This window comes from Rhodococcus sp. NPDC056960 (assembly GCF_042674125.1).
GTDB lineage: Bacteria > Actinomycetota > Actinomycetes > Mycobacteriales > Mycobacteriaceae > Rhodococcus_F.
Map to the genome: position 1 here is coordinate 70665 of NZ_JBHURF010000008.1, position 20273 is coordinate 90937.

Genomic DNA, 20273 nt, shown 5'->3' on the forward strand with positions numbered 1-20273 from the left:
CCATGTTTTGTTTCCGTGTCGGGCGGCGTCGTCATCCCAGACGGCACAGCGTCTTCCCCACGGTGCGGCCGCCCAGCATCGCGATGATGGCGTCCGGCGCCGACTCGAGACCGTCGAACACCGTCTCCGCGGCAACGAGCCGGCCGTCGCGGAGGTAGCTCCCGACCTCGGCCCGCATGTCGCCGAGCAGATGGTCGTAGGCACCGGCCCGGAACCCCTTCACCGTGAGGTTCTTTGCCACGATCTGAAAGAGGTTGTTCGGGCCTGTCACCTCCGTCTCATACGACGCGACGGCGCCCGCCATGGCAACCCGGCCTCCCCGCCGAAGGTGGTACAGGGCGGCCTGGAGATGCGTTCCGCCGACGTTGTCGAAGTACAGATCGATGCCGTCGGGCGCCGCGCCTGCGAGCGCGTCGGCGAGATCCGGGGTGTGGTAATCGAACGCGGCGTCGAGGCCCAGCTCCTCCGACAGGAACCGGACCTTCTCGGCGGATCCCGTACTGCCGACCACGTAATGACCTCTGAGCCGGGCAATCTGCGCCGCAAGGCTTCCGACGGCTCCCGCCGCAGACGAGATCCAGACGACGTCTCCGCCCGTGAGTTCACCGATGCACTGCAAGCCCACATAAGCGGTGAGCCCGGAACTGCCCAGCGCTCCGAGATACGACTGCGGCGGATGCTCACTCGTGTCCAGTTTCGTCACTCCGCCGGCCCCGGCCAGGGTGTCACCGTCCTCCCGGATCACGGCGAAATCGCGAAAGCCGTTGATGTGCAGCACCGTGTCGCCCGGTTCGAAACCGTTCGCCCGGGACCGGATCACCTCGCCGACGGCCAACCCGGCCAGCGTGTCCCCGATCCGGAACGGCGGTAGATAGCCGGCGGGTCCGGTGGGCCCGAGACGCATCCGGACTGACGGGTCGATCGACAGCCACGAGTTGCGTACGAGAATGTCGCCGGGCCCCAGTTCTTCCGGAACCGTCACCACCTCGAGAGCGAAGTCGTCCGAACGGACCTTCCCCCGGGGATGACGCGCCAGTTTCAACTCACGACTCTGCACGGAAATCCTTCCATCGAAGTAATGGGCCGTCTTGTGCCCGGAACAGTCGACCGCCGCTCAGGCAGCGGAGAAGACGTCGCGGCCGTCTCGGCTGTGAACGGTGATCTGGCCTCGGTCGACCAGGGTGTCGAGGTGCGCGAGGGTCTCGCAGGTGGCGATCATCCGGTTGAACGGGTCCAGGGTGGCGAACGGCTTTTCGCGGCGGGTCCACGTGACGGCCTCCGCCACCGCCGTCGCGGTCACCGGCCCCAGCGACACCAGCGCGGTACGCATGGCGGTGAAGCGCCGGTCGTGGTGCGCGAGAAGCTCCTCGACCCGGCGATGAACGCTCGGCGTCGGATCTCCGTGCGCCGGCAGCAGGCGCGAATCGGGACGGTCGAGCAGTCGGGACAGCGAATCGAGGTAGCGCCCCAGGGGCAGGTCCCACTCGCCGAGTTCGAAGCCGATCGACGGCGTGATCGAGGGCAGGACGTGGTCACCGCTGAAGAGCAGACCCCGCTGCGTGTCGTGAAACACCATGTGTCCCTTGGTATGGCCGGGCGTGTGCACGACGTCGACGGCGTGTTCCCCGATCCGGAGCGGACCGGCGGCGAGCCAGCGGTCTGGGGCCTCCCAGTCCGAGGGGCGGAACGGCTCCGCCGCGGTCAGAGCCTCGACAGCGTCCGCCAGGACGGGGGCCCCGGCGCGGCGGAGTTCGTGGAGCGAATCCGTCGGCACGTTGCTGCCGAGCGCACCGACGGCCGCCAGTCCGTCGGCCTCGTCGACACCGAGGTGGACGCGTGCACCGTGACGGCGGCGGAGTTCGACGGCGAACGTGTAGTGATCGCGGTGCACGTGGGTGACGTAGATGTCGTGAATCTGCTTGGTGCTCCGCCCGATCCGGCGCAGTGCGCGCTCCATCTCCTCGAAGGTGGTATCGACTCGCCACCCGCCGTCGACGAGGGCCAGACCGTCCGGGGTCTCGAGGGCGTAGACGTTCACGGCCCCGAGACCGTCGCCGGGCATGTGGAGGGGTATCCGATGCACACCGGGCGCCACCTCGTAGCAGCCCGGCTCCATCCACCCCGCTCTCATGATGTCGCGCGGTCCACTGCGACCATCGTCTTCTCCTCGCCCATGACGAGGATGCGCTTTCCGCGCATCTGACCGACGTTGTCCACTGCGGCTTGCCATTCCGGGCTTGCGAGCGCGGCGTCGAGGTCCTCACGGGAATCGAAGCTCAGGATCGACACGCCGTCCCACTCCCGGGAGCGGTCGTCCATCGCGTCGAGCACTTCGGTGTGCTGCCATCGCCGCAGGCCGGGGAGCGGATAGGTGACCTCGGCGTGTTCACCACGCCACCATTCGATGAACTGCTCGTGGCTCCAGTCGTGGGGGCGGGCGGCCAAGACGATCAAGTTGTACATCATCACTCCATTACTGACATGAATTAAGTTCACTTACTGTGGGTGTGCGAAAACCACCCCGCGACCGCCGCGCGTCACGCGCCGACGATACGCAGAGTGGCGTCGCGAACGTACTGGTTGAGCTGGTCGAGACTCATGTCGCCGCCGGGGCGGTACCACCGCCACACGCTGACGAGGAGCCCGAGAACCAGACGTGCCATCAACCGTGGATCGGCGTCGGTGAATACCCCGGCGCCCATCCCCCGGGCAATGAGGAGAGACCACGCCTCCTCGATCGAGTTCACCAGCGCACGTGAGGTCTGCCGCTCGGCTTCTTCCTTCTCCGAGTGCCGGGGGGTGGCGAGCAGATCCATGTGACTGTGGAGGATGCGTCGCTGCAGAGCGTCCCGGGGTGTCGCCTCCAGGGCGCTGGTGACGGCGGCACCGAGCGCCTCCACCGGGTCGTCGACGCCCTCGATGGCGGCCGTGAAGCGTTCGAGCGACTCCGCCAACTCCAGGCGCATGATAGTCAGCAGGCAGTGAGCCTTGGACTCGAAGTAGTGGTAGAGCGCCGTCTGGCCGATGCCGACCTCGTCGGCGATCGACGCCCACTTCGTGTGCTCGAAACCCACTTCCCCGAAGCGTTCGATCGCGGCCGTGAGGATGAGCCCGCGCTTGGAACGCGGACCATCGCGGAGCGTCATGGCTTCTACGGACACGGGATCCCCATCCATCTGTTGTCGGGTCGGTACCGGTAAGACTACCTGAACTGAGGTCGGGTCGGGACGTGATCAGGGGCTGTCGGTGCCGGCGAGCAGGCGTGTTGCGAGGCTCACCGCATCCGGTCGAGACAGCTTCCCGACCCGATTCTGCGGCAGATCGTCGATCGTGAAGACGAACTCCGGCCACTTGAACTTCGGGAACTCGTCGTCCCCGAGGTGCGCGGTCACTTCGGCGAGGGTGATCGGTGCACCGGTGCTCACGACGAGGGCTGCGGCGCGTTCACCGAGTAGTTCGTCCGGCACCGGGACCACACACACCTGGGATACCGTCGGGATGCGCGCGATGGCCGCCTCGACCTCGTTGATGTCGATGTTGCGGCCCCCGCGAATGATGATCTGCTTCTGCCGCCCCATGACCCGGATGCTCCCGTCCTCCGCGACTTCGACGAGGTCGCCGGTGGGCAGGAACCCGTCCGCGGTGAGTTCGGGCGGTGCGGGGACCCCGGCTCGGGCATAGCCGACGAAGAGGGAGGGACCGCTGACCTGGGCATCGCCGATCCGTCCCGGCGGCAGCGGAGCGCCGTGTTCGTCGACCGCGCGGACGACGGTCCCGGGGAAGGGACGACCGTCCCGCCCCAGGCGCACGGACGGCTCGTCCGAGGGCAGCGGGGTGGTGTGCCCGAGGCATTCGGACATGCCGAACACCCGCAGGAACGTCGTCCCGAGGGTCTGTTCGGCGCGACCGAGCGCGCCGGCGTCCATCGGGCCGCCGCCGACGGTCATCGCGCGCAGCGACGTCAACGCTCCCGCCGCGTCCGGCGCGACCGCCAGTTGCAGCGCCATGGTCGGGACGAGCATCGTCCACGCAACCTGGTGTTTCCTCACCACGTCGAGGGCGGCGGCGGGCTTCCAGCCGTCCATGCAGACCATCGGTGCGGCCAGCATCGCCGGGAGATACAGTCCGAAGCAGAACGCGGCCACCGACGAGAGCGGAACGAACGCGGCCACCGGATCTCCGGGTTCGAGACCGACCGCGTCGATCGTGCACCGGCAGGCGTACCGGATCGCCGGTTCCGACTGCACCACGCACTTGGGGTGTCCCGTCGACCCGGACGTCATCGCGATCGCGACCCCGCCGTTCCACCGTGCGACATCGCTGACCGGTGATCGCGACCAGCGCACCGCCCAGCCGCCCAGCGCGGTCGACTCTTCGGAGAAATGCTCGTCCGATGCACCCCAGTGCGCCAGCGACTCCCGGTCGGCGATCACCACGTCGGGTGCGATGTCGTGCAGGGCCACGGCGAACTCCGACGGCGTCGCATGCCTGCTGAACACTGCGACGACGCCGCCCCGCAGACCCACCGCGAGTGTCGCGGTCAGTGTCCGCCAGCTGTTGTCCGCCTGCACGAGCACGGTGGGCGATCCGCCGGGACCGGTGTCCAGCAGTGCGGCGAGTTCGATCGCCGCCGCCGCGATGCCCGAGGCGGTGTACTCGCCCGCGGCGTCGACGACCGCTATCTCATCCGGCGAACTCTGTGCGCGAGCAACGAATTCGCGAGCCAACTCCCACATCCCGCAGACCTCCTGTTAACCGAACCATTGTCATTCTCAGTCATCACGTGCCGGATGGCGCCGGCTTCGCCGGTCACGGCACGAGGACGGCGCGCCCGGTGATCGCTCCGCGGCGCAAGCGGTCGTAGACATCGAGCGCGTCGTCCAAGCGGTATGCGGCCGACTCGACGCTCAGCAGCCCTTGTTGGGCGAGGTCGACCACCGCCTCCAGATCCGCGCGCGTTCCCCAGAACGGGGCGCTGACCTGCCAGCCGTTGGGCAGTCCCACGTTCTTGCCGACCGTGAGCCGGCCTCCCCCGCTGCCCACCGTGACCAGCCGGCCACCCGGACCGAGCAACTGCGCGGCCGAGTCCACCGTGGCCGGCGAGCCGACGAAGTCGAACACGACGTCGGCGTCGGCTCTCGCCACGTCGGCCACCTCCGGGACCGCGCGATCCGCCCCGAGTCGGCGGGCGAGGTCACGCGAGCCGTCCCGCGGATCGACCGCGACGATCGTGCCCGCGCCGAGAGCGCGCAGGATCTGGACGGCGAGATGCCCCAGTCCCCCGACGCCGACCACCACGACGACGGAGTGACTGTCGACGAGATCCCGGTTCGTGCGGATCGCGTGGTACGCCGTCAGGGCGGCGTCGGCGAGCGGGGCGGCACTCTCGGGAGCGAGCCCCCGGGTGCGCACCACGAACCGCTCCGAGGGAACGATCATGGCGTCGGCCAGACCGCCGTCGTAGCCGAGACCGCTGCCGATGGCCGGAAGCAGACCGCCCGCCCGCGGACGCAGGGCGTGGCAGTAATTCTCCCTGCCTCGCCGACAGTTGCGGCACTCCCCGCAGGACCAGACGCCGTGGACCACCACGGACTCGCCGATCCACGAACTGTCGGCATCGGGGCCCGCGCCGACGACGGTTCCGGCCACCTCGTGCCCGAGCGTGAGCGGGAGCGGGTAGTCGAAGACGCCCGCGGGTGCGTCCATCACATGCAGGTCGGATCGGCAGAGTCCGGCCGCCCGGACCTCGATCAGCAGTTCGGCGCCCTGTGGTTCGGGGACGCGCACGCGCAGGACCTGCGCGGGTTCACCCCAGGCGGTCATGCGCACGGCACGCATCGTGTCGATGGTCATCGTTGTGCCGCCTACCTGGCCGTCCAGCCGCCGTCGACGACGAGCGTCTGTCCGGTGACGTACGAAGACGCATCTGACGCGAGGAACAGCACGGCACCGTCCACTTCGCCCGCCCGGCCGCCGCGACCGAGCATCGTGTTGCGGCGCACCCAGTCGGCTGAACGCTGATTGCTGAACAGTCCGTCGGTCATTTCGGTATCGAACCATCCGGGCACGACGGCGTTGACACGGACGCCCCGCCTGCCCCACTGGCCCGCCAGCTCACGGGTCAGACCGAGGATGCCCGCCTTCGACGCCGCGTAACTCGCGCCGCCGATGGGGGCCGTGGACACCAACCCGATCACCGAGGAGATGTTGATGATCGACGTCGCCGCATCCTCCGGAACGGCCGACGTGGCGTACGTGGCGAGGTGGAAGCCCGCAGCCAGGTTCACATCGAGGATCGACGAGAACCCGTCGGCGGTTTCGTCCTCCGCGTTCGGAGGTCCGGGCGTACCGGCATTGTTGACCAGGACGTCGACGCGGCCGGTCCGCTCGCGGGCGCGGTCGACCAGCCGGCGGCGGTCGGCGTCGACGGTGATGTCGCATTCGACGGGGACCACGGTGTCGACTTCCTCGGCCAGCGCCGCGAGCCGATCGACGCGGCGAGCGGCCGCGAAGACTGTGGCGCCGGCCGCGGCCAGCGTCCGCGCGAATCCCATTCCCAGCCCGGACGACGCACCCGTGACGACAGCGACGCGACCGTTCAGCTGGAACAGCTCGGGTACGTGCATGTGGTTGCTCCTACTCGTGTTCGTGGCCCGCGCGTCAGTAGACGGCGGTGCGTCCGCCGTCGACCGGGATGACGGCGCCCGTGGTGTAGCCGGCGCGGTCACCGGCCAGATGCACGACGAGGCCCGCGATCTCATCCGGATGCCCCAGCCGTCCGGCGGGGAGCCGGTCGACGATCTTCCCGACGAACTCGTCGTCCCAGTCCGCCGCCATGTCGGTCGCGAATCCGCCCGGCATGATGCAGTTGACCCGCACCGTGGGCGCGTATTCCTGCGCGAATGCCATCGTCAGCGCGTTGAGACCGTTCTTCGACGCCGCATACATCGCCTCGGGCGGGCTGGGCCGCAGCGCACCGATGCTCGAGATGTTGATGATCGAACCGCCGCCGGCCGCGCTCATCCTGGCACCGGCCACCGCCATCAACCGGAACGGTCCCTTGAGGTTGACCTCGATCGTCTTGTCGAACAGCGACTCCGACACCGACTCCAGTGTCGGTGACAGGGGCGCGATTCCGGCGTTGTTCACGACGACGTCGAGCTTCCCGAATCGGGTGACGATGTGGTCGACCGCGGTTTCGATCGCGTCCCACTTACCGACGTGCAGGGCGAGCGGTTCGGCGATCCCGCCGGTGTCCCGGGTGATCGCGTCGGCCGCGGCGACGCACGCGTCCTCCTTGCGGCTCGACACGATCACGGTGGCCCCGGCGGCGGCCAGCCCACTCGCGATGGCGTAACCGAGCCCGCGGGTGGCGCCGGTGACGAGTGCGACCTTGCCCGTCAACTCCCGTGTGGTCGTCATGTGTACTTCTTCAGTTCGAGGCGCGCGATCGTGCGCAGGTGGACTTCGTTCGGGCCGTCGGCGATCTGCAGTGCCCGGGTGATCGCGTACAGCCGGGCCAGGATCGTGTCGTCGCTCACCCCGGCGGCGCCGTGCGCCTGGACGGCGTGGTCGACCACTCGATGAGCGATCTCCATGGCGGCCACCTTGATCGCGGCGACTTCCGAGCGGGCGGCGGCGTTGCCGCGGGTGTCCATCAGCCACGACGCCTTCAGGACCAGCAGCCGGATCTGGTCGATCTCCATCCGGCTCCGCGCGATCCATTCGCGGACCACACCGCGGTCGGCGAGTGGACCACCGAAGGCGTTGCGCTGCAGGACTCGTCGGCACATCAGCTCGAGCGCCCGTTCGGCCATGCCGATCGCCCGCATCGCGTAGTGCATGCGTCCCGGCCCGAGCCTGCCCTGCGCGATCGCGAATCCGTCGCCCTCGGCGCCCAGCATGTGGTCGGCCGGCACCCGCACGTCCGTGAACTGGACCTCGCCGTGGCCGAGCCGGTCCCGGTAGCCGAACATGGGCAGGTCGCGGAGCACCTCGACGCCGGGGGCGTCCGCGGGCACCAGGATCATGCTCTGCTGCCGGTACGTCGGAGCGTCCGGGTCGGACTTGCCCATGAAGATGACGAGTTTGCAGTCGGGGTCGAGAATGCCCGAGGTGTACCACTTCCGGCCGTTGAGGACGTACTCGTCACCCTCGCGGCGGATGGTCGAGGTGATGTTGGTGGCGTCGGAACTCGCGACCTCCGGCTCCGTCATCGCGAACGCCGACCTGATCGTGCAGTCGAGGAGCGGCCGGAGCCAGCGTTCCTGCTGCTGCGGGGTGCCGTACATGGCGAGGATCTCCATGTTGCCGGTGTCGGGCGCCGAGCAGTTGATCGCTTCGTTGCCGATCACCGAGCGTCCGACCATCTCGGCGAGGGGCGCGTATTCGAGGTTGGTGAGCCCGGCACCCCATTCGCCGTGTGTCATGAAGAGGTTCCACAATCCGAGTTCGCGTGCCTTCGCCTGCAGGTCCAGCATGACCTTCGGCTGCTCGTGCGGGTTGTCGTTGGAGCTGATCTGCTCGTCGTATACGGCCTCGGCCGGATAGACGTGTTCGTCCATGAAGGTGCGCAGCTGTTCGAGCAGTCGCTCGGTGCGTGCGGAGTATTCGAAGTCCACGTGTCGTCCTTTCTGATCAGGCGAGTAGCGCGGTGCCACCGCGGATGAGCTGGGAGATGGTGTCGGGCAGCCGTTCCTGGTCGGGGTCGTGGTGGCGGCCCTCCCGGTGCCTGCGCAGGTTGTGACCCATGATGGCCGCCATCTTGAGACGGCCGAGTGCGTTGAACCAGTTCATGTCCCGTAGTTCTGGACCGTCCCCGGTGTAGAGGGCGATCAGTTCGTCCTCGGACGGCAGGCCCGGCACCTCACGCCCCACGCCGGGAAAGTTCGCGCCGTCGGCGAACACGAGGAACCAGCCCAGCTCGACCCGCGGATCACCGAGGCTCCAGATCTCCCAGTCGATCAGTGCGGCCGGCTCGGTGTCCTGCGCGAGGATGTTGCCGAGCCGGTAGTCGCCGTGCACCAGCGTCGGCGGCAGTGCTTCGGGGAGATCGGCGGCGAGGAGACGCAGCAGTTCGCCGCCGCCGCCCACGAGTTCGGGGGGAACGGCGTCCAGGGTGCGCTGCCATCGCGCCAGCTCCGCGCCGGGCGACAACGGATCTCCGGCGTCCGGGATGGTGTCGACGGGCACCGCGTGCAAGAGCGGCAGCACCGTGGCGGCCCGGCGCATCCGCGCGGCCGCGACCGCCGGCTCGACCGGGGGTGTGTCGAGCACCGGCTCGAGCGATTCCCCGGCCACGCACTCCATCGCGAACCAGGCTGGCCCGCTCTCGTCGACGGCGACGATGCGGGGCACGGGAACCGCTGTGGCTCCCAGCGTTTCCATGATCCTTGCCTGGCGCAGCATGTCGTGCCGGCCGATGGGACGCTGGCCTTCGGGCACCGCCTTGACGACGAGGTCGCCGTCGCCGGTCCGGACCTTGTAGGTCAGCCCGGAATGCCCTCCGAGCAGTGGCTCGAGCGGGCCGACGTCCAGTCCCGGATTCTGCTCGCGCAGCCGCCGCGCCACACGGTCGTCGAGGGTGATCGTTGCAGTCACGGGCGGGGCTCCCTCGGCAGGCCGAGCACACGCTCGGCGAGGATGTTGCGTTGGATCTCGTCGGTGCCGCCGGCGATGCGGTATCCGGGCGCGCCGAGCACGTGCTCGGTCCACGCGAACGTTCCCCACTCGCCCGAGTCGGCGATCAGATCGCGGCCCAGCAACAGCCGGACGACTTCCGAGGTTCGTGCCATGGTGTCGGTGGCGAGCAACTTGCCCACCGATGCCTCGGGGCCAGGGTCCTTGTCGGCGACCACGGCCGCGGCCACCCGCATCCCGGTCACCCGCTGGACGTAGCTGCGCGTCACGAGATCTGCGACCTTGTCGCGCTCGATCTCGGACAGTTCACGGCCCAGGTGCCGGGCGAGTTCGACGGCCTGATCCGCGTTGGCCAGGCCGAGATTCCCGGCGTCGAGGCGCTCGGCCGCCAGCACGGTCAACGCGACCGGCCACCCTTGGCCCACCGGACCCAGCCGGTAGTCGTCCGACAGTTCGACGCCGTCGAGGTAGACCTCGTTGAAGGAACTGCCGCCGGTCATCTGGCGGATCGGCCGGACGGTGACCCCGGGGGCGTCCATCGGGATCAGGAAGACGGTGAGGCCTGCGTGTTTGGATGCGTCCGGGTCGGTGCGGCACACCGCGACGCCCACGTCGGCGACCCGCGCGCCGGACGTCCAGACCTTGTGCCCGGTGATCGTCCACCGGCCGTCGCGTTCGACGGCCCTCGTGCGGACAGCCGCCAGGTCGGATCCGGCTTCGGTTTCGGAAAACAGCTGGCAGGCAATGATGTCGGTGCGGAGCATCGCCCGCACGTACCGCTCACGCTGCTCCGGTGTTCCCCACTGCGCGATGGCGGGTGCGACCAGTTGCTGAGTGACCGAGAACATTTCGGTGCGGCGGGGGACGTCGAACGCGTTCTCCTCCCGCCGGAAGGCAAGCACATAGGACATCGGCAGGCCGCGTCCACCATAGTCGGCCGGCCAGTTCATCGAACCCCAGCCGGCGTCGAACTTCGTCTGCTCGTACGCGCGGATGTGGTCGGTCTCGTCGCGCTCCTGCTCCGCGGTCCAATTCTCGAAGACGGCGACCGAGTCGGGTCCCACTCCCCATTTGATCTGGGTACGCGGTTCGGCGACCGTCCTCAGCCACGCCCGCGCATCATCCACGAACTGGTCCAGGTCGGGCATCGTTGCTTGATTCATGGCTCTTCCTCAGACTGACAGGACAGTGCAGGCACTGATCCCGGGGGCACCGTAGACGTGGGTGAATCCGATGCGCGGGTTTCCGGGTACCTGGCGGGCACCGGCCTCCCCGCGCAACTGCGTGACGATCTCGTATATCTGCCGGAGACCGGACGCGCCGATCGGCTCCCCATTCGCGATGCAGCCACCGTCGGTGTTGATCGGGATCCGTCCGCCGATCTCCGTTTCGCCTGCGGCGATGAGCTTTTCCTGTTCGCCGTGCTCGCAGAATCCGCATTCGGCCATATGCATGATCTCGGCGCCGCTCTCGGTGTCCTGGAGTTGCGCCACGTCCACGTCGGACGGGCCGAGTCCGGCCTGCTCGAATGCCGCGGCTGCGACGGACGTGCTCACGCTGGGTGGGGTTCCCTCGCCCTGTATTGCCGGGCCGAACACTTCGAAGGAGCCGAACCGGCGGGTGCCTGCCGCAATGCCCTGCAGCTGCACGGGCCGTCCCCCGAGTCGCCGGACCGCGGCCTCGCTTGCCACGACGACGGCCGCACCACCCTCGCCGGGCGAGCAGAACATGTACCGGGTCAGCGGGTCGTTGACCATGTCCGCGGCGGCGATCGCCTCTGCGGACATCGGTTCACGCCGCCAGGCATTCGGGTTCAGGGAGCCGTTGCGGTACGCCTTCTCCGCGACGGCGGCCAGTGTGGGCGCGGTGATCCCGTGTTCGCGCATATACCGCGCGATCTTGATGCCGAAGAACTGGGTGGTGACCATGAGACCTGACTCGCCGTAGCCGACGGGCAGACCCCAATCCTCCGGTGCGGGATCGAACGCGCCGCGCGGATGTTTGTCGAAGCCGACCGCGAGTGCGATGTCGGCGGCGCCCGCGCGGATGGCGTTGACCGCCGACACCAGTGCGCTACCGCCGGTCGCGCACCCGTTCTTGACGTTGGTGAACGGGATCCCGGTGAGTCCGAGTTCGGACACCAGGGTGTCGGCGAGCCCGGACCCGTCGCTGCCACCGAACGCGACCTGAACGTCGGTCCACGCGATGCCGGCGTCGGCCAGGGCGGACGCGATCGCGTCCAGGGCCAGCCCGCGACCGGTCTTGTCGGGCTGACGTCCGAATTTCGAGAGTCCGGCCCCGATGATCGACACGGTGGACATCAGCGGGTCTCCTTCAGATAGGCGTCGGTGGCGAACCGGGGCACCGGTGCCGTGGCGACCAAGGTCACCGGCGCCCCGTCGTCCAACTCGGTGAAGTCGTGGCATTCCAGCACGGCTTCAATCCTGATTCCCTCGGGGAGTTCGACGTATCCGACGGCGAACGGCGAGAACCCCTCCGGCGGCGGAACATACGGCGGGGATTTCGGGGCGAACCGCTGAACGGTGTACGCCCAGACCGTTCCGCGTGCACTCACCGTGAACGGCGCCATCGACGTCCCGGCACACCTCGAGCACACGCGGGTGGCCGGGAACGCGACCGCCCCGCAGTCCGGGCATCGGCCTGCGTCGAGCGCCGGCGCGGTGTGTGTCTCGCCCATCCTCATCCTCTCCTCGGGAATCGTCGTCGCGGTCGGATCAGCGACCGACCCACTTCGGTTCACGCTTTTCGAGGAACGCGTTCACGCCTTCGCGCGCATCCTCCGACTGCAGCGCGTTGCCGACGGCGAGGTGCTCCATCACCATGAGCGACTGGATGTCCGCGTCGAGACCGCGGTCGATGCACATCTTGGTGAGCTTCATCATGAACGGGCTCTTGTCGACGATCGGTGCGATGAATTCGGCGAGGAGCTTGTCCAGATCGTCGGCCGGCGCCGACGCGTTGATCAGGTCGAAGGCCTCGGCCTCCTTGCCGGTGAGGAGCTTGCCGGTGAGCATGAGCTCCTTGGTCTTGCGCACGCCGATCATGCGCGGCAGGCGGTAGATCGGGCCCGCACCACCGAACAGCGCACGCCGGATGTGGAAGTCGCCGATCCGGGCGTCCTCGGCGGCGATCGCGAAGTCGCACGAGATCATCAGCTCGAAACCGCCTGCGGTGACGAAGCCTTCGAGGACCGCGACGGACGGGGTGTTCATCGAGTACAGGCGGTCACACACCCGGGCCGACAGCACCGCGACGTCCATCGCGGTGGTGGAGCCGACGTACTTCTCCCGCAGTTCGTCGAGGTCGAACCCCGAGCAGAAGGTGCCCTCACGCCCACGCAGAACCAGGACCTTCAGATTGGGGTCGCTGTCGACCTCCACGATGATCTCGTCGAGGCGGTGCAGCAGTTCGACGGTGACCGCATTCTTCTTGTGCGGGCGGTTGAGCCACACACGGGCGACGTCGCCGTCCTTCTCGAGCACGATGTGGTCGGTGTCCACCATGTCGGTGTCCTTTCGAGGAATGAAACTGAACTGGATTCACTTCAGTTCTACTGGGTGGAGGGGTGCCCGTCAATAGCGGGGAAGAGTTTTGTTTTTCGGCCGCCCGGTGTCAGAGTCCGACAAGATCCGCGATGCGGCTCCGGTGTGCCCGCGAATCCCCCAGCAGCGGTTCGTCGCCGAGCGCGCGACGCACGTAGGAATGCGCCGCATGTTCCCAGGTGAAGCCGACTCCCCCGTGCAATTGCACGGCTTCCGAGGCGGTGGCAATCACGGCCTCCGTGCAGACCGCGCCCGCCACCGCGGCCGGAAGGGCCGCGGCGCCAGTATCTTCCGAGAACACGGCCGCGGCATACCGCGCCGCCGATCGGGCCTTCTCGAGCTCGACGAGAGTGTTCGCAAGTCGATGCTTGACGGCCTGGAAGGATCCGATCGCCCGGCCGAACTGGCGACGCTGCATGGTGTATTCCACTGTGCTGTCGAGTAATCGCTCGATCATCCCGACGTGTTCACAGGCCAACCCGATCACTCCGAGACTGTGCAATGACTCGACCGCGCGCGGTACGTCGCCGGGTCCGACGAGACGGACCGCCTCCGCGTCGTCGAAGAGCAGATTCGCCTGCCGCCGACTGGGATCGACCACCGGCAGTTCCGATCTCCGCACCGACGCGGTCCGCAGATCGACCGCATAGAGACCAGGCCCCTCGTCGGACTGCGCGAGGAGCACGACCACATCGGCCGCGCCGCCCTGCACGACATTCGTTGCCCGACCGGACACCGACCATCGGTCGCCGGCCCGGGTGGCGTCGACGAAGTCGGTCTGTGCACTCAGGGCGGTGACCGTGGCGACGAGTTCGCCCTGGACCACTCGGTCGAGCAGTTCCTCGACCCGGGGCGATCGCTCGGCCGCGAGCAGGGCGTGGACTCCCAGTGCCGCGGACGTGAGCACGGGTTCGCTGACCAGCGCGCGGCCGCACTCCTCCAGGACGATCCCGAGTTCGACCACGCCGTATCCCAGCCCGCCGCGGTCCTCGGGCACCGCCAGCGCGGCGACGTTCATCTCCTTGACGAGTAGCGACCACAACTCGGGGGAATATCCGATCTCGGATTCGGCGGCGAGGCGACTGTCCTCGATCGTCGAATGCCGGTCGAGCAGCCGGCGAAGTACGTCGCGGATGTCGTCGTGTTCGGCGACAGGGGTCATCGCCACGGGTTCGGTCTCGGGCCAAGGGCGGGAATGGGAGGACGGCATTGAACTCTCCTTGAAATTGACGTGAGTTCAGTTTAGTTTCGCAGAACCCGAGACGGCAAGGACTCTCGACAGACCCACCGGTGTTGAACTAAGTTCATTTCATGACCGATGCACTCGTGATCGAGCAGTACTACGCGATCCTCGACAGCGGCCGGATCGACGACGCGGTGGCCTTGCTCGACGAGCAGATCCAGTTCGCCATCGTCCTCCCCGGTACCGTCCGCCGCGGCCACAGCCGCGCCGACATGCTCAGCTACCTGCGGGGACGACCCCCGGTCGATCGACGGCACGTGCTGCTCCGCACGAGCAGCGCCGGCGACGTCCAGTTCGCGTACGGTTCCGTCGTCGAGAACGAGACGACGACGACCGGCTACTTCCTCGCCGCCATGCACCTCGACGCCGACGGCGCCATCGACGCCTACGAAGTGTCCTTCGACACCGAATTCAGCATTCTCACAAGGGAGTTGGCACATGACGCACGCGACTGACCTGGGCCGGGAGACCTCACCGACCCCCACTCTGGTCGCCTGGTTCGCGATCATGGATTCCGACGATCCCGACCGCGTCCTGGGCATGATCGCCGACGATTTCCGGATGTCGATCCAATTCTCCACCGGAGGCGGCAATGCCGCGGAGTTCGTCGGCGATCGCGCCGGCCTCGTCGGTTACCTGCAGCAACGCGAGAAGAGCGTGCTGGTACACGAGGTCCTGGCGGGTGCGCGGGTGGGCGACGTCGAGCTGGCTCTGGGACGCACCACCCGGAACGGCGCATTCGAGGCCTCGTTCAACACCTCGGCGCAACTCGACGAATCGGGGCTCGTGCGGAGACTGCTCATCTGCCGCACACCCGAAATTTCGTTCGCCCACTGAAACAGCTGTGAGTACTTGTTAACCGCGGGTGGTTAACAAGTACTCACAGCTGGCTTCTATGCGGTGAGGTCGTACAGCGTCACTCCGTCGACGGTGACGGCGGTGAAGTTCGCCTCCACCCAGGTGGAGATCTCCGACGCGCTGCCGTCGCCACCCATTCCGCCGCCACGGCCGCCGGCGATGAAGTAGTGGATCTTGCCGTCGGCCACGTACTGCTGGAACTGCTCGAGCGTCGGTGACGGATCGCTGCCGTTGAAACCGCCGATCGGCATGACCGGATCCTCGGTGGCCAGCTGGTAGCCGGACGCACTGTTGGATCCGATGGCCGCGGCCACCCAGGTGTAGTTGCCGGAATCCTGCTCCAGCAGCGACACCAGTTCCGTGCCGGGGTTGCTGCCGGACAGAAGTCCCCCGGCAGCGCCGCCACCGAAGCCACCCATCCCGCCCATGCCGTCGGTGGCACCTGCCGCCGCAGCGGCCGTACCACCCGGTGCCGCACCGCCCGGCATGGCGGGCATCGCCGCGCCTGCCGCGCCGTCCGTGCGGCCCATGCGTCCGGCGCCGTCCATGCCGCCGGGGCCACCCATGCCGCCGAAGCCTCCGCGCCCGCCTTCGACGGTGGGTCCCGCCGACACGATCGAGCCGGTGTGCGGCGTCGCGATGGTGTTCACGGCGTACGCCGTCGGTCCGGCGAGTCCGGTGAACATTGCGGCCAGTGCGACGACGGCCCCGATCCGGCCGCGGGTCGACGCCGGGATCAGCACGGCCACCGCGGCGAGGACGCCGACGACGACCACCGCCCACTTCAGCCACGGCACGAACGACGCGCTGCGGCCGAGCAGAACCCAGGACATTGCCGCGGTGGCCAGGAGCGTCACGGCGAGAACCGCACGCACCCAGAAGATGTCGCGCAGGCGCCACAGTGTGACCGAACCGATCGCCACCAGTGCGGCCACGGCCGGTGCGAGTGCCACGGTGTAGTACGCGTGGAAGATGCCCGCCATGAAACTGAACGTCAGGCCGGTGACGAGCAGCCACAGCCCCCACACGAGGAACGATGCACGTCGGGTGTCGGTGCGTGGCGCCCTGCCGAGCAGCGCGAGACCGGCGACGAGCAGGATCAGTGCGGCCGGGATCAGCCACGCGATCTGGCCGCCCTGAGCCGACTCGAACATGCGCGTGATGCCGGTGCTTCCCCACATTCCGCCACCGCCGCCGGGTCCGCCCGCGGGCATGCCGCCGCCGGGTCCGCCCGCTGCCACACCCCCGCCCATCGCGGCGTCGCCGGCTCCACCCATCGCCGCCGCGGCGTCTCCCCGATTGCCGCCGGGAGTGACGCTGCCGGTTTCCTCACCGTTCAACCGGCCGAGACCGTTGTAACCCAGCGTGAGTTCGAGGATCGAGTTGTTCTGCGAGCCACCGATCCAGGGTCGGGACGACGCCGGCCACAATTCGACGGTCAGCAACCACCATCCGGCGGAGACGATCATCGCGCCGAGCGCGGCGAAGCACTGGGCGAGGCGTTTGCCGAACTTCGGCGGTCCCGCGACGAGATAGGTCAGCGCCAGCGGCGGGACGACGAGCATCACCTGAAGCTGCTTGGTGAGAAAGCCCAATCCGACGAACACGCCGGTCAGCACCATCCAGCGGGTGCGTCCGTCCTCCATGGCCCGCAGCATCGCCCACACGGAGGCGATCATCAGGAGCACCAGGAGAGCGTCGGGGTTGTTGAACCGGAACATCAGCACGGCGATCGGCGTCAGCGCGAGCACCAGTCCCGCCAGCAGACCGGCCGGGGCGCCGAACCACCGCCTGACCGTGGCGTAAAGCAGGGCGACGGACCCGACGCCGAGCAGCGCCTGTGGCACGAGCATGGCCCAGGAACTGAGCCCGAAGATCCGGACCGACAGCGACATCAGCCACAGCGACATCGGCGGCTTGTCGACGGTGATGGAGTTGGCGGCGTCGGAGGACCCGAAGAAGAACGCCTTCCACGACTCCGATCCCGCCTGGACCGCCGCGGCGTAGAACGAGTTGGCCCAGCCGGAGGCGCCGAGCCCCCAGATGTACGCCACCGCGGTCCCGGCCAGGAGCGCGCCGAGCGCCCACGGCTCCCACCGCCTCCGCGCGGGAGGAGGTGGGGACGATTCGACCTTCGGTTCTTCGAGGGTCGTGCTCATGCGTGAACTCCTTCGGGACGAGCGTTCCGGAACACCCAGCGAAGGGCTATGAAACGACTGAGGGTGGCGACGAGATTGGCCAGGACGAGCACGGAGAGTTCGATGTGCTTGGACGCGTCCGGGGCCGCCGAGTGCAGGACGAACAGCGAACCGCTGGTGAGCAACAGCCCGAACGCGAACACGAGCAGACCCTGCAGCTGGTGCCGGGCGGCGCCTTCGGATCCGCGGACACCGAACGTGAAGGCGCGGTTCGCGGCCGTGTTGAGCACAGCCGTGACGAGCAGTGAGACGGCGTTGGCCCACTGTGCGCCCATGACCGGATGCAGCATCAGGTACAGCAGCGCGAACGCCACGGTGGACGCCACGCCGATCACCGCGAACCGGGCCAGCTGCCCCACCATGCCGCGGGGAACCCCGGGCACCAGCGGCTCGCGACCGAAACTGTCGCGCAGGCTGCCGATCGGCAGCGAACCGGTCGACAGCGCGCGGCCCACCCGCCACACCCCCTTGAGGTCCGCGACCGCGGTCGCGACGATGTCGACGCGGCTGTCCGGGTCGTCCACCCAGTCGACGGGGACCTCGTGGATCCGGAGTCCCGCCCGCTCCGCCAGCACCAGCAACTCGGTGTCGAAGAACCACCCGGTGTCCTCGACCAGCGGCAGGAGCCGCCGGGCGACGTCCGCGCGCATCGCCTTGAACCCGCACTGCGCGTCCGAGAACCGCGCATGCAGTGCGCTGCGGAGGATGAGGTTGTAGCTACGGGAGATGAATTCACGCTTCGGACCGCGGACCACCCGCGACGAGCGGGCGAGGCGGGAGCCGATCGCGATGTCCGAATGGCCCGACAGCAGCGGGGCGATCAGCGGCATCAGGGCGTTGAGGTCCGTCGACAGGTCGACGTCCATGTACGCGACCACCTCGGCGTCGGAGGCACTCCACACCGCGCGCAGGGCGCGGCCACGGCCCTTTTCGTCGAGGTGCACGACGCGGACGCCGTCGATCTCCTCTGCGAGCCGGTCCGCCACCGCGAGGGTGGCGTCGACGCTGGCATTGTCGGCGATGGTGATGCGGGCGGTGTAGGGAACGTTCTCGTCGAGGTGCCGCCGCAGCTGGCGCACGCAACGTTCGAGACCGGCTTCCTCGTTGTAGACCGGCACGACAACGTCGAGCACGGGCGAGGTCTCGGAAATCTCGATTCGTCTCATGGCGCCCGGTGCGCGGGAGAGGGAGTTCGTCGTCATGCGTCCAAGATTCGGCCCGTACGCTCCGATCACTCTGGACGGAGGCTGGGAGTTTCCTGTGCGCTTCGCGCCCGTGAGTACTTATTAACGTCCCGCGGTTAACAAGTACTCACGGGGGGCGAAGCCGCAAGCTTCTGTTCGCACAGTTCGCCGAGCGACCTCGCTCGATGCGGCGTGAGATGAGCACGACCACGGGTGAGGATGTTGGCCAGCCGCTGGTAGAACGCCTGCTCGGGCAGGCCGAAGCGGACGAGGATGTCGTCGTCGGGCGCGCCGCCCCACGGCTGCCACATCCAGGCGTAGTCGACCATCATCTGCGACTCCGTCGGCTTCCTGTCGGGTCGTCGCGGGTATCGCCTCACCATGACTTCTCCTCGGGTATCTCACTTGTGAACACTTCCCAGCGCGCCTGGAGCCCGGCGAGGAAGGCACGCAGGTCGGCGACCAGAAGCTCCGGCTGCTCCCACGCGCCGAAATGGCCGCCTCGTGCCATCGGCGTCCAGCGCACGATGTTGTAGTTTTCCGCGGCGATTCGGCGGGACGTCGGATACAGCTCCCGAGGGAACAGGGCGACTGCGGTCGGCACCTCGATCCGGCCCTGCCGCGGGGTCGAGCCGAGTGCGGCCAGACGAGCCTCGTGGTAGAGCCGTCCCGACGAGCCGCCGGTCCCCGTCGCCCAGAACGTCGTGACGCTGGTGAGGATCTCGTCCCTGGTCAGGACCGATTCCAGGTCCCCGGCGCAGTCGGTCCAGGTGCGCAGCTTCTCCACGATCCACGCCGCCTGACCGACGGGCGAGTCCGCGAGCGCGTACGAGAGCGTCTGGGGCTTGGTCGACTGAAGCATCACGTAGCCGAGTTCGGTCGCGCGCAGTGCCTCGTTCGCCTGCTGCTGGTGCTCCTCCTCCGGTGTGAGCACGCCGTTGCGGGGGCGCAGTCGACTCTCGAGGAGGGTGAGGTGGAGGCCGACGAGTCGCTCGGGCGCCTCCCGGGCCATCTCGGTGGAGACCACCGATCCCCAGTCGGTCCCGTGGGCCGCGAACCGCTCGTATCCCAGACGCGCCATGAGCTCGAGCCAGGCGCGCGCGATGCGGCCCGGATGCCAGCCGCTCTCCGTCGTCGGCAGGCTCCAGCCGAACCCAGGCAGCGACGGCGCGACCACGTGGCAGGCGTCCTCGGCTCGTCCGCCGTAGGACGTCGGATCCGTCAGCGGACCCATCACCTCGAGGAACTCCAGCGGCGTGCTCGGCCACCCGTGCGTCAGCATCAGCGGCATCGCCTCGGGATGCGGCGAGCGCACGTGGAAGAAGTGGACGCGTGCACCGTCGAGCGTGGTGAGGAACTGGGGCCAGATGTTTTGCGCGCGCTCGGCCGCGCGCCAGTCGAAATCGTTGCGCCAGTAGTCGACCAGGGCGCGCAGGTAGCCGCTGTCGGCTCCGCGCTCCCATCCCGAGCCCGGGATCTGGTCGGGCCATCGGGTCAGTGCCAGACGCTGCCGAAGGTCGTCGAGCACGCTGTCCTCGACGTGGACCTCGAACGGCATGATCTCGCCGTCGTTCGCGCGGCCGCCCAT

The 20273-nt window shown here is 68.3% G+C and carries 21 protein-coding genes; 2 read left to right on the plus strand and 19 right to left on the minus strand.

Annotated elements, in window-relative coordinates; genetic code table 11:
* Nucleotides 1–31 precede the first annotated feature (31 nt).
* From ACFTWF_RS14360 to ACFTWF_RS14430, 15 genes are all read right to left on the minus strand, one after another.
* A complete protein-coding gene (locus tag ACFTWF_RS14360; RefSeq protein ID WP_378461879.1) occupies nucleotides 32–1057 on the minus strand; it encodes an NADP-dependent oxidoreductase in 1026 nt (341 codons plus the stop codon).
* Between the two features lie 57 nt (nucleotides 1058–1114).
* Nucleotides 1115–2131, minus strand: coding sequence for an MBL fold metallo-hydrolase (locus ACFTWF_RS14365; RefSeq protein ID WP_378461880.1), 1017 nt, complete (start codon nucleotides 2129–2131; stop codon nucleotides 1115–1117).
* Nucleotides 2128–2463, minus strand: a complete 336-nt coding sequence (locus tag ACFTWF_RS14370) for an EthD family reductase (protein WP_378462097.1) — start codon at nucleotides 2461–2463, stop codon at nucleotides 2128–2130. Before ACFTWF_RS14370 ends, ACFTWF_RS14365 begins: the two co-directional genes overlap by 4 nt.
* Before the next feature lie 74 nt (nucleotides 2464–2537).
* Nucleotides 2538–3146, minus strand: a complete 609-nt coding sequence (locus ACFTWF_RS14375; RefSeq protein ID WP_378462098.1) for a TetR/AcrR family transcriptional regulator — start codon at nucleotides 3144–3146, stop codon at nucleotides 2538–2540.
* Nucleotides 3147–3233: 87 nt separating this feature from the next.
* Nucleotides 3234–4736: a class I adenylate-forming enzyme family protein gene (locus ACFTWF_RS14380; protein WP_378461881.1), complete on the minus strand. Its 1503-nt coding sequence runs from the start codon at nucleotides 4734–4736 to the stop codon at nucleotides 3234–3236.
* Between the two features lie 73 nt (nucleotides 4737–4809).
* Complete coding sequence (locus ACFTWF_RS14385; RefSeq protein ID WP_378461882.1) at nucleotides 4810–5853, minus strand: NAD(P)-dependent alcohol dehydrogenase; 1044 nt, start codon at nucleotides 5851–5853, stop codon at nucleotides 4810–4812.
* Between the two features lie 11 nt (nucleotides 5854–5864).
* On the minus strand, nucleotides 5865–6626 hold the full coding sequence (locus tag ACFTWF_RS14390; protein WP_378461883.1) for an SDR family NAD(P)-dependent oxidoreductase: 762 nt from the start codon (nucleotides 6624–6626) through the stop codon (nucleotides 5865–5867).
* A gap of 34 nt (nucleotides 6627–6660) precedes the next feature.
* The gene (locus ACFTWF_RS14395) at nucleotides 6661–7422 is read right to left on the minus strand and encodes an SDR family NAD(P)-dependent oxidoreductase (RefSeq protein ID WP_378461884.1); all 762 of its coding nucleotides are present in this window, start codon (nucleotides 7420–7422) and stop codon (nucleotides 6661–6663) included.
* A complete protein-coding gene (locus ACFTWF_RS14400; RefSeq protein WP_378461885.1) occupies nucleotides 7419–8621 on the minus strand; it encodes an acyl-CoA dehydrogenase family protein in 1203 nt (400 codons plus the stop codon). Before ACFTWF_RS14400 ends, ACFTWF_RS14395 begins: the two co-directional genes overlap by 4 nt.
* A 16-nt stretch (nucleotides 8622–8637) precedes the next feature.
* On the minus strand, nucleotides 8638–9600 hold the full coding sequence (locus tag ACFTWF_RS14405; RefSeq protein WP_378461886.1) for a phosphotransferase family protein: 963 nt from the start codon (nucleotides 9598–9600) through the stop codon (nucleotides 8638–8640).
* Nucleotides 9597–10802 carry an acyl-CoA dehydrogenase family protein gene (locus ACFTWF_RS14410; protein WP_378461887.1) on the minus strand — a complete coding sequence of 402 codons (1206 nt, stop codon included), beginning with the start codon at nucleotides 10800–10802 and terminating at the stop codon, nucleotides 9597–9599. Before ACFTWF_RS14410 ends, ACFTWF_RS14405 begins: the two co-directional genes overlap by 4 nt.
* Before the next feature lie 9 nt (nucleotides 10803–10811).
* Nucleotides 10812–11960, minus strand: a complete 1149-nt coding sequence (locus ACFTWF_RS14415) for a thiolase family protein (RefSeq protein WP_378461888.1) — start codon at nucleotides 11958–11960, stop codon at nucleotides 10812–10814.
* Nucleotides 11960–12337, minus strand: a complete 378-nt coding sequence (locus ACFTWF_RS14420; protein ID WP_378461889.1) for a Zn-ribbon domain-containing OB-fold protein — start codon at nucleotides 12335–12337, stop codon at nucleotides 11960–11962. The genes ACFTWF_RS14415 and ACFTWF_RS14420 overlap by 1 nt, the downstream gene beginning before the upstream one ends.
* Nucleotides 12338–12374: 37 nt before the next feature.
* Nucleotides 12375–13163, minus strand: coding sequence for an enoyl-CoA hydratase/isomerase family protein (locus tag ACFTWF_RS14425; RefSeq protein ID WP_015888600.1), 789 nt, complete (start codon nucleotides 13161–13163; stop codon nucleotides 12375–12377).
* Nucleotides 13164–13272: 109 nt separating this feature from the next.
* Complete coding sequence (locus tag ACFTWF_RS14430; RefSeq protein ID WP_378461890.1) at nucleotides 13273–14412, minus strand: acyl-CoA dehydrogenase family protein; 1140 nt, start codon at nucleotides 14410–14412, stop codon at nucleotides 13273–13275.
* A gap of 101 nt (nucleotides 14413–14513) precedes the next feature.
* Between ACFTWF_RS14430 and ACFTWF_RS14435 the strand changes: the two genes are divergently transcribed.
* Nucleotides 14514–14900: a hypothetical protein gene (locus ACFTWF_RS14435; protein WP_378461891.1), complete on the plus strand. Its 387-nt coding sequence runs from the start codon at nucleotides 14514–14516 to the stop codon at nucleotides 14898–14900.
* Nucleotides 14884–15282, plus strand: coding sequence for a hypothetical protein (locus ACFTWF_RS14440; protein WP_378461892.1), 399 nt, complete (start codon nucleotides 14884–14886; stop codon nucleotides 15280–15282). The genes ACFTWF_RS14435 and ACFTWF_RS14440 overlap by 17 nt, the downstream gene beginning before the upstream one ends.
* A 56-nt stretch (nucleotides 15283–15338) precedes the next feature.
* Here ACFTWF_RS14440 and ACFTWF_RS14445 read toward each other — a convergent pair whose 3' ends face one another.
* From ACFTWF_RS14445 to ACFTWF_RS14460, 4 genes are all read right to left on the minus strand, one after another.
* Nucleotides 15339–17462, minus strand: coding sequence for an ArnT family glycosyltransferase (locus ACFTWF_RS14445; RefSeq protein WP_378461893.1), 2124 nt, complete (start codon nucleotides 17460–17462; stop codon nucleotides 15339–15341).
* Nucleotides 17459–18703, minus strand: a complete 1245-nt coding sequence (locus ACFTWF_RS14450) for a glycosyltransferase (RefSeq protein WP_378461894.1) — start codon at nucleotides 18701–18703, stop codon at nucleotides 17459–17461. The genes ACFTWF_RS14445 and ACFTWF_RS14450 overlap by 4 nt, the downstream gene beginning before the upstream one ends.
* A 98-nt stretch (nucleotides 18704–18801) precedes the next feature.
* Nucleotides 18802–19068, minus strand: coding sequence for a hypothetical protein (locus ACFTWF_RS14455; protein ID WP_378461895.1), 267 nt, complete (start codon nucleotides 19066–19068; stop codon nucleotides 18802–18804).
* Complete coding sequence (locus tag ACFTWF_RS14460) at nucleotides 19062–20273, minus strand: epoxide hydrolase family protein (protein WP_378461896.1); 1212 nt, start codon at nucleotides 20271–20273, stop codon at nucleotides 19062–19064. The genes ACFTWF_RS14455 and ACFTWF_RS14460 overlap by 7 nt, the downstream gene beginning before the upstream one ends.

Bases quoted from the DNA above. Each gene is read 5' to 3' on its own strand.
- ACFTWF_RS14365 (WP_378461880.1), bottom strand. From the start codon at position 2,131: ATGAGAGCGGGGTGGATGGAGCCGGGCTGCTACGAGGTGGCGCCCGGT.
- ACFTWF_RS14370 (WP_378462097.1), bottom strand. From the start codon at position 2,463: ATGTACAACTTGATCGTCTTGGCCGCCCGCCCCCACGACTGGAGCCAC.
- ACFTWF_RS14375 (WP_378462098.1), bottom strand. From the start codon at position 3,146: ATGACGCTCCGCGATGGTCCGCGTTCCAAGCGCGGGCTCATCCTCACG.
- ACFTWF_RS14380 (WP_378461881.1), bottom strand. From the start codon at position 4,736: ATGTGGGAGTTGGCTCGCGAATTCGTTGCTCGCGCACAGAGTTCGCCG.
- ACFTWF_RS14385 (WP_378461882.1), bottom strand. From the start codon at position 5,853: ATGACCATCGACACGATGCGTGCCGTGCGCATGACCGCCTGGGGTGAA.
- ACFTWF_RS14390 (WP_378461883.1), bottom strand. From the start codon at position 6,626: ATGCACGTACCCGAGCTGTTCCAGCTGAACGGTCGCGTCGCTGTCGTC.
- ACFTWF_RS14395 (WP_378461884.1), bottom strand. From the start codon at position 7,422: ATGACGACCACACGGGAGTTGACGGGCAAGGTCGCACTCGTCACCGGC.
- ACFTWF_RS14410 (WP_378461887.1), bottom strand. From the start codon at position 10,802: ATGAATCAAGCAACGATGCCCGACCTGGACCAGTTCGTGGATGATGCG.
- ACFTWF_RS14415 (WP_378461888.1), bottom strand. From the start codon at position 11,960: ATGTCCACCGTGTCGATCATCGGGGCCGGACTCTCGAAATTCGGACGT.
- ACFTWF_RS14420 (WP_378461889.1), bottom strand. From the start codon at position 12,337: ATGGGCGAGACACACACCGCGCCGGCGCTCGACGCAGGCCGATGCCCG.
- ACFTWF_RS14425 (WP_015888600.1), bottom strand. From the start codon at position 13,163: ATGGTGGACACCGACCACATCGTGCTCGAGAAGGACGGCGACGTCGCC.
- ACFTWF_RS14430 (WP_378461890.1), bottom strand. From the start codon at position 14,412: ATGCCGTCCTCCCATTCCCGCCCTTGGCCCGAGACCGAACCCGTGGCG.
- ACFTWF_RS14435 (WP_378461891.1), top strand. From the start codon at position 14,514: ATGACCGATGCACTCGTGATCGAGCAGTACTACGCGATCCTCGACAGC.
- ACFTWF_RS14440 (WP_378461892.1), top strand. From the start codon at position 14,884: ATGACGCACGCGACTGACCTGGGCCGGGAGACCTCACCGACCCCCACT.
- ACFTWF_RS14445 (WP_378461893.1), bottom strand. From the start codon at position 17,462: ATGAGCACGACCCTCGAAGAACCGAAGGTCGAATCGTCCCCACCTCCT.
- ACFTWF_RS14450 (WP_378461894.1), bottom strand. From the start codon at position 18,703: ATGACGACGAACTCCCTCTCCCGCGCACCGGGCGCCATGAGACGAATC.
- ACFTWF_RS14455 (WP_378461895.1), bottom strand. From the start codon at position 19,068: ATGGTGAGGCGATACCCGCGACGACCCGACAGGAAGCCGACGGAGTCG.
- ACFTWF_RS14460 (WP_378461896.1), bottom strand. From the start codon at position 20,273: ATGGGCGGCCGCGCGAACGACGGCGAGATCATGCCGTTCGAGGTCCAC.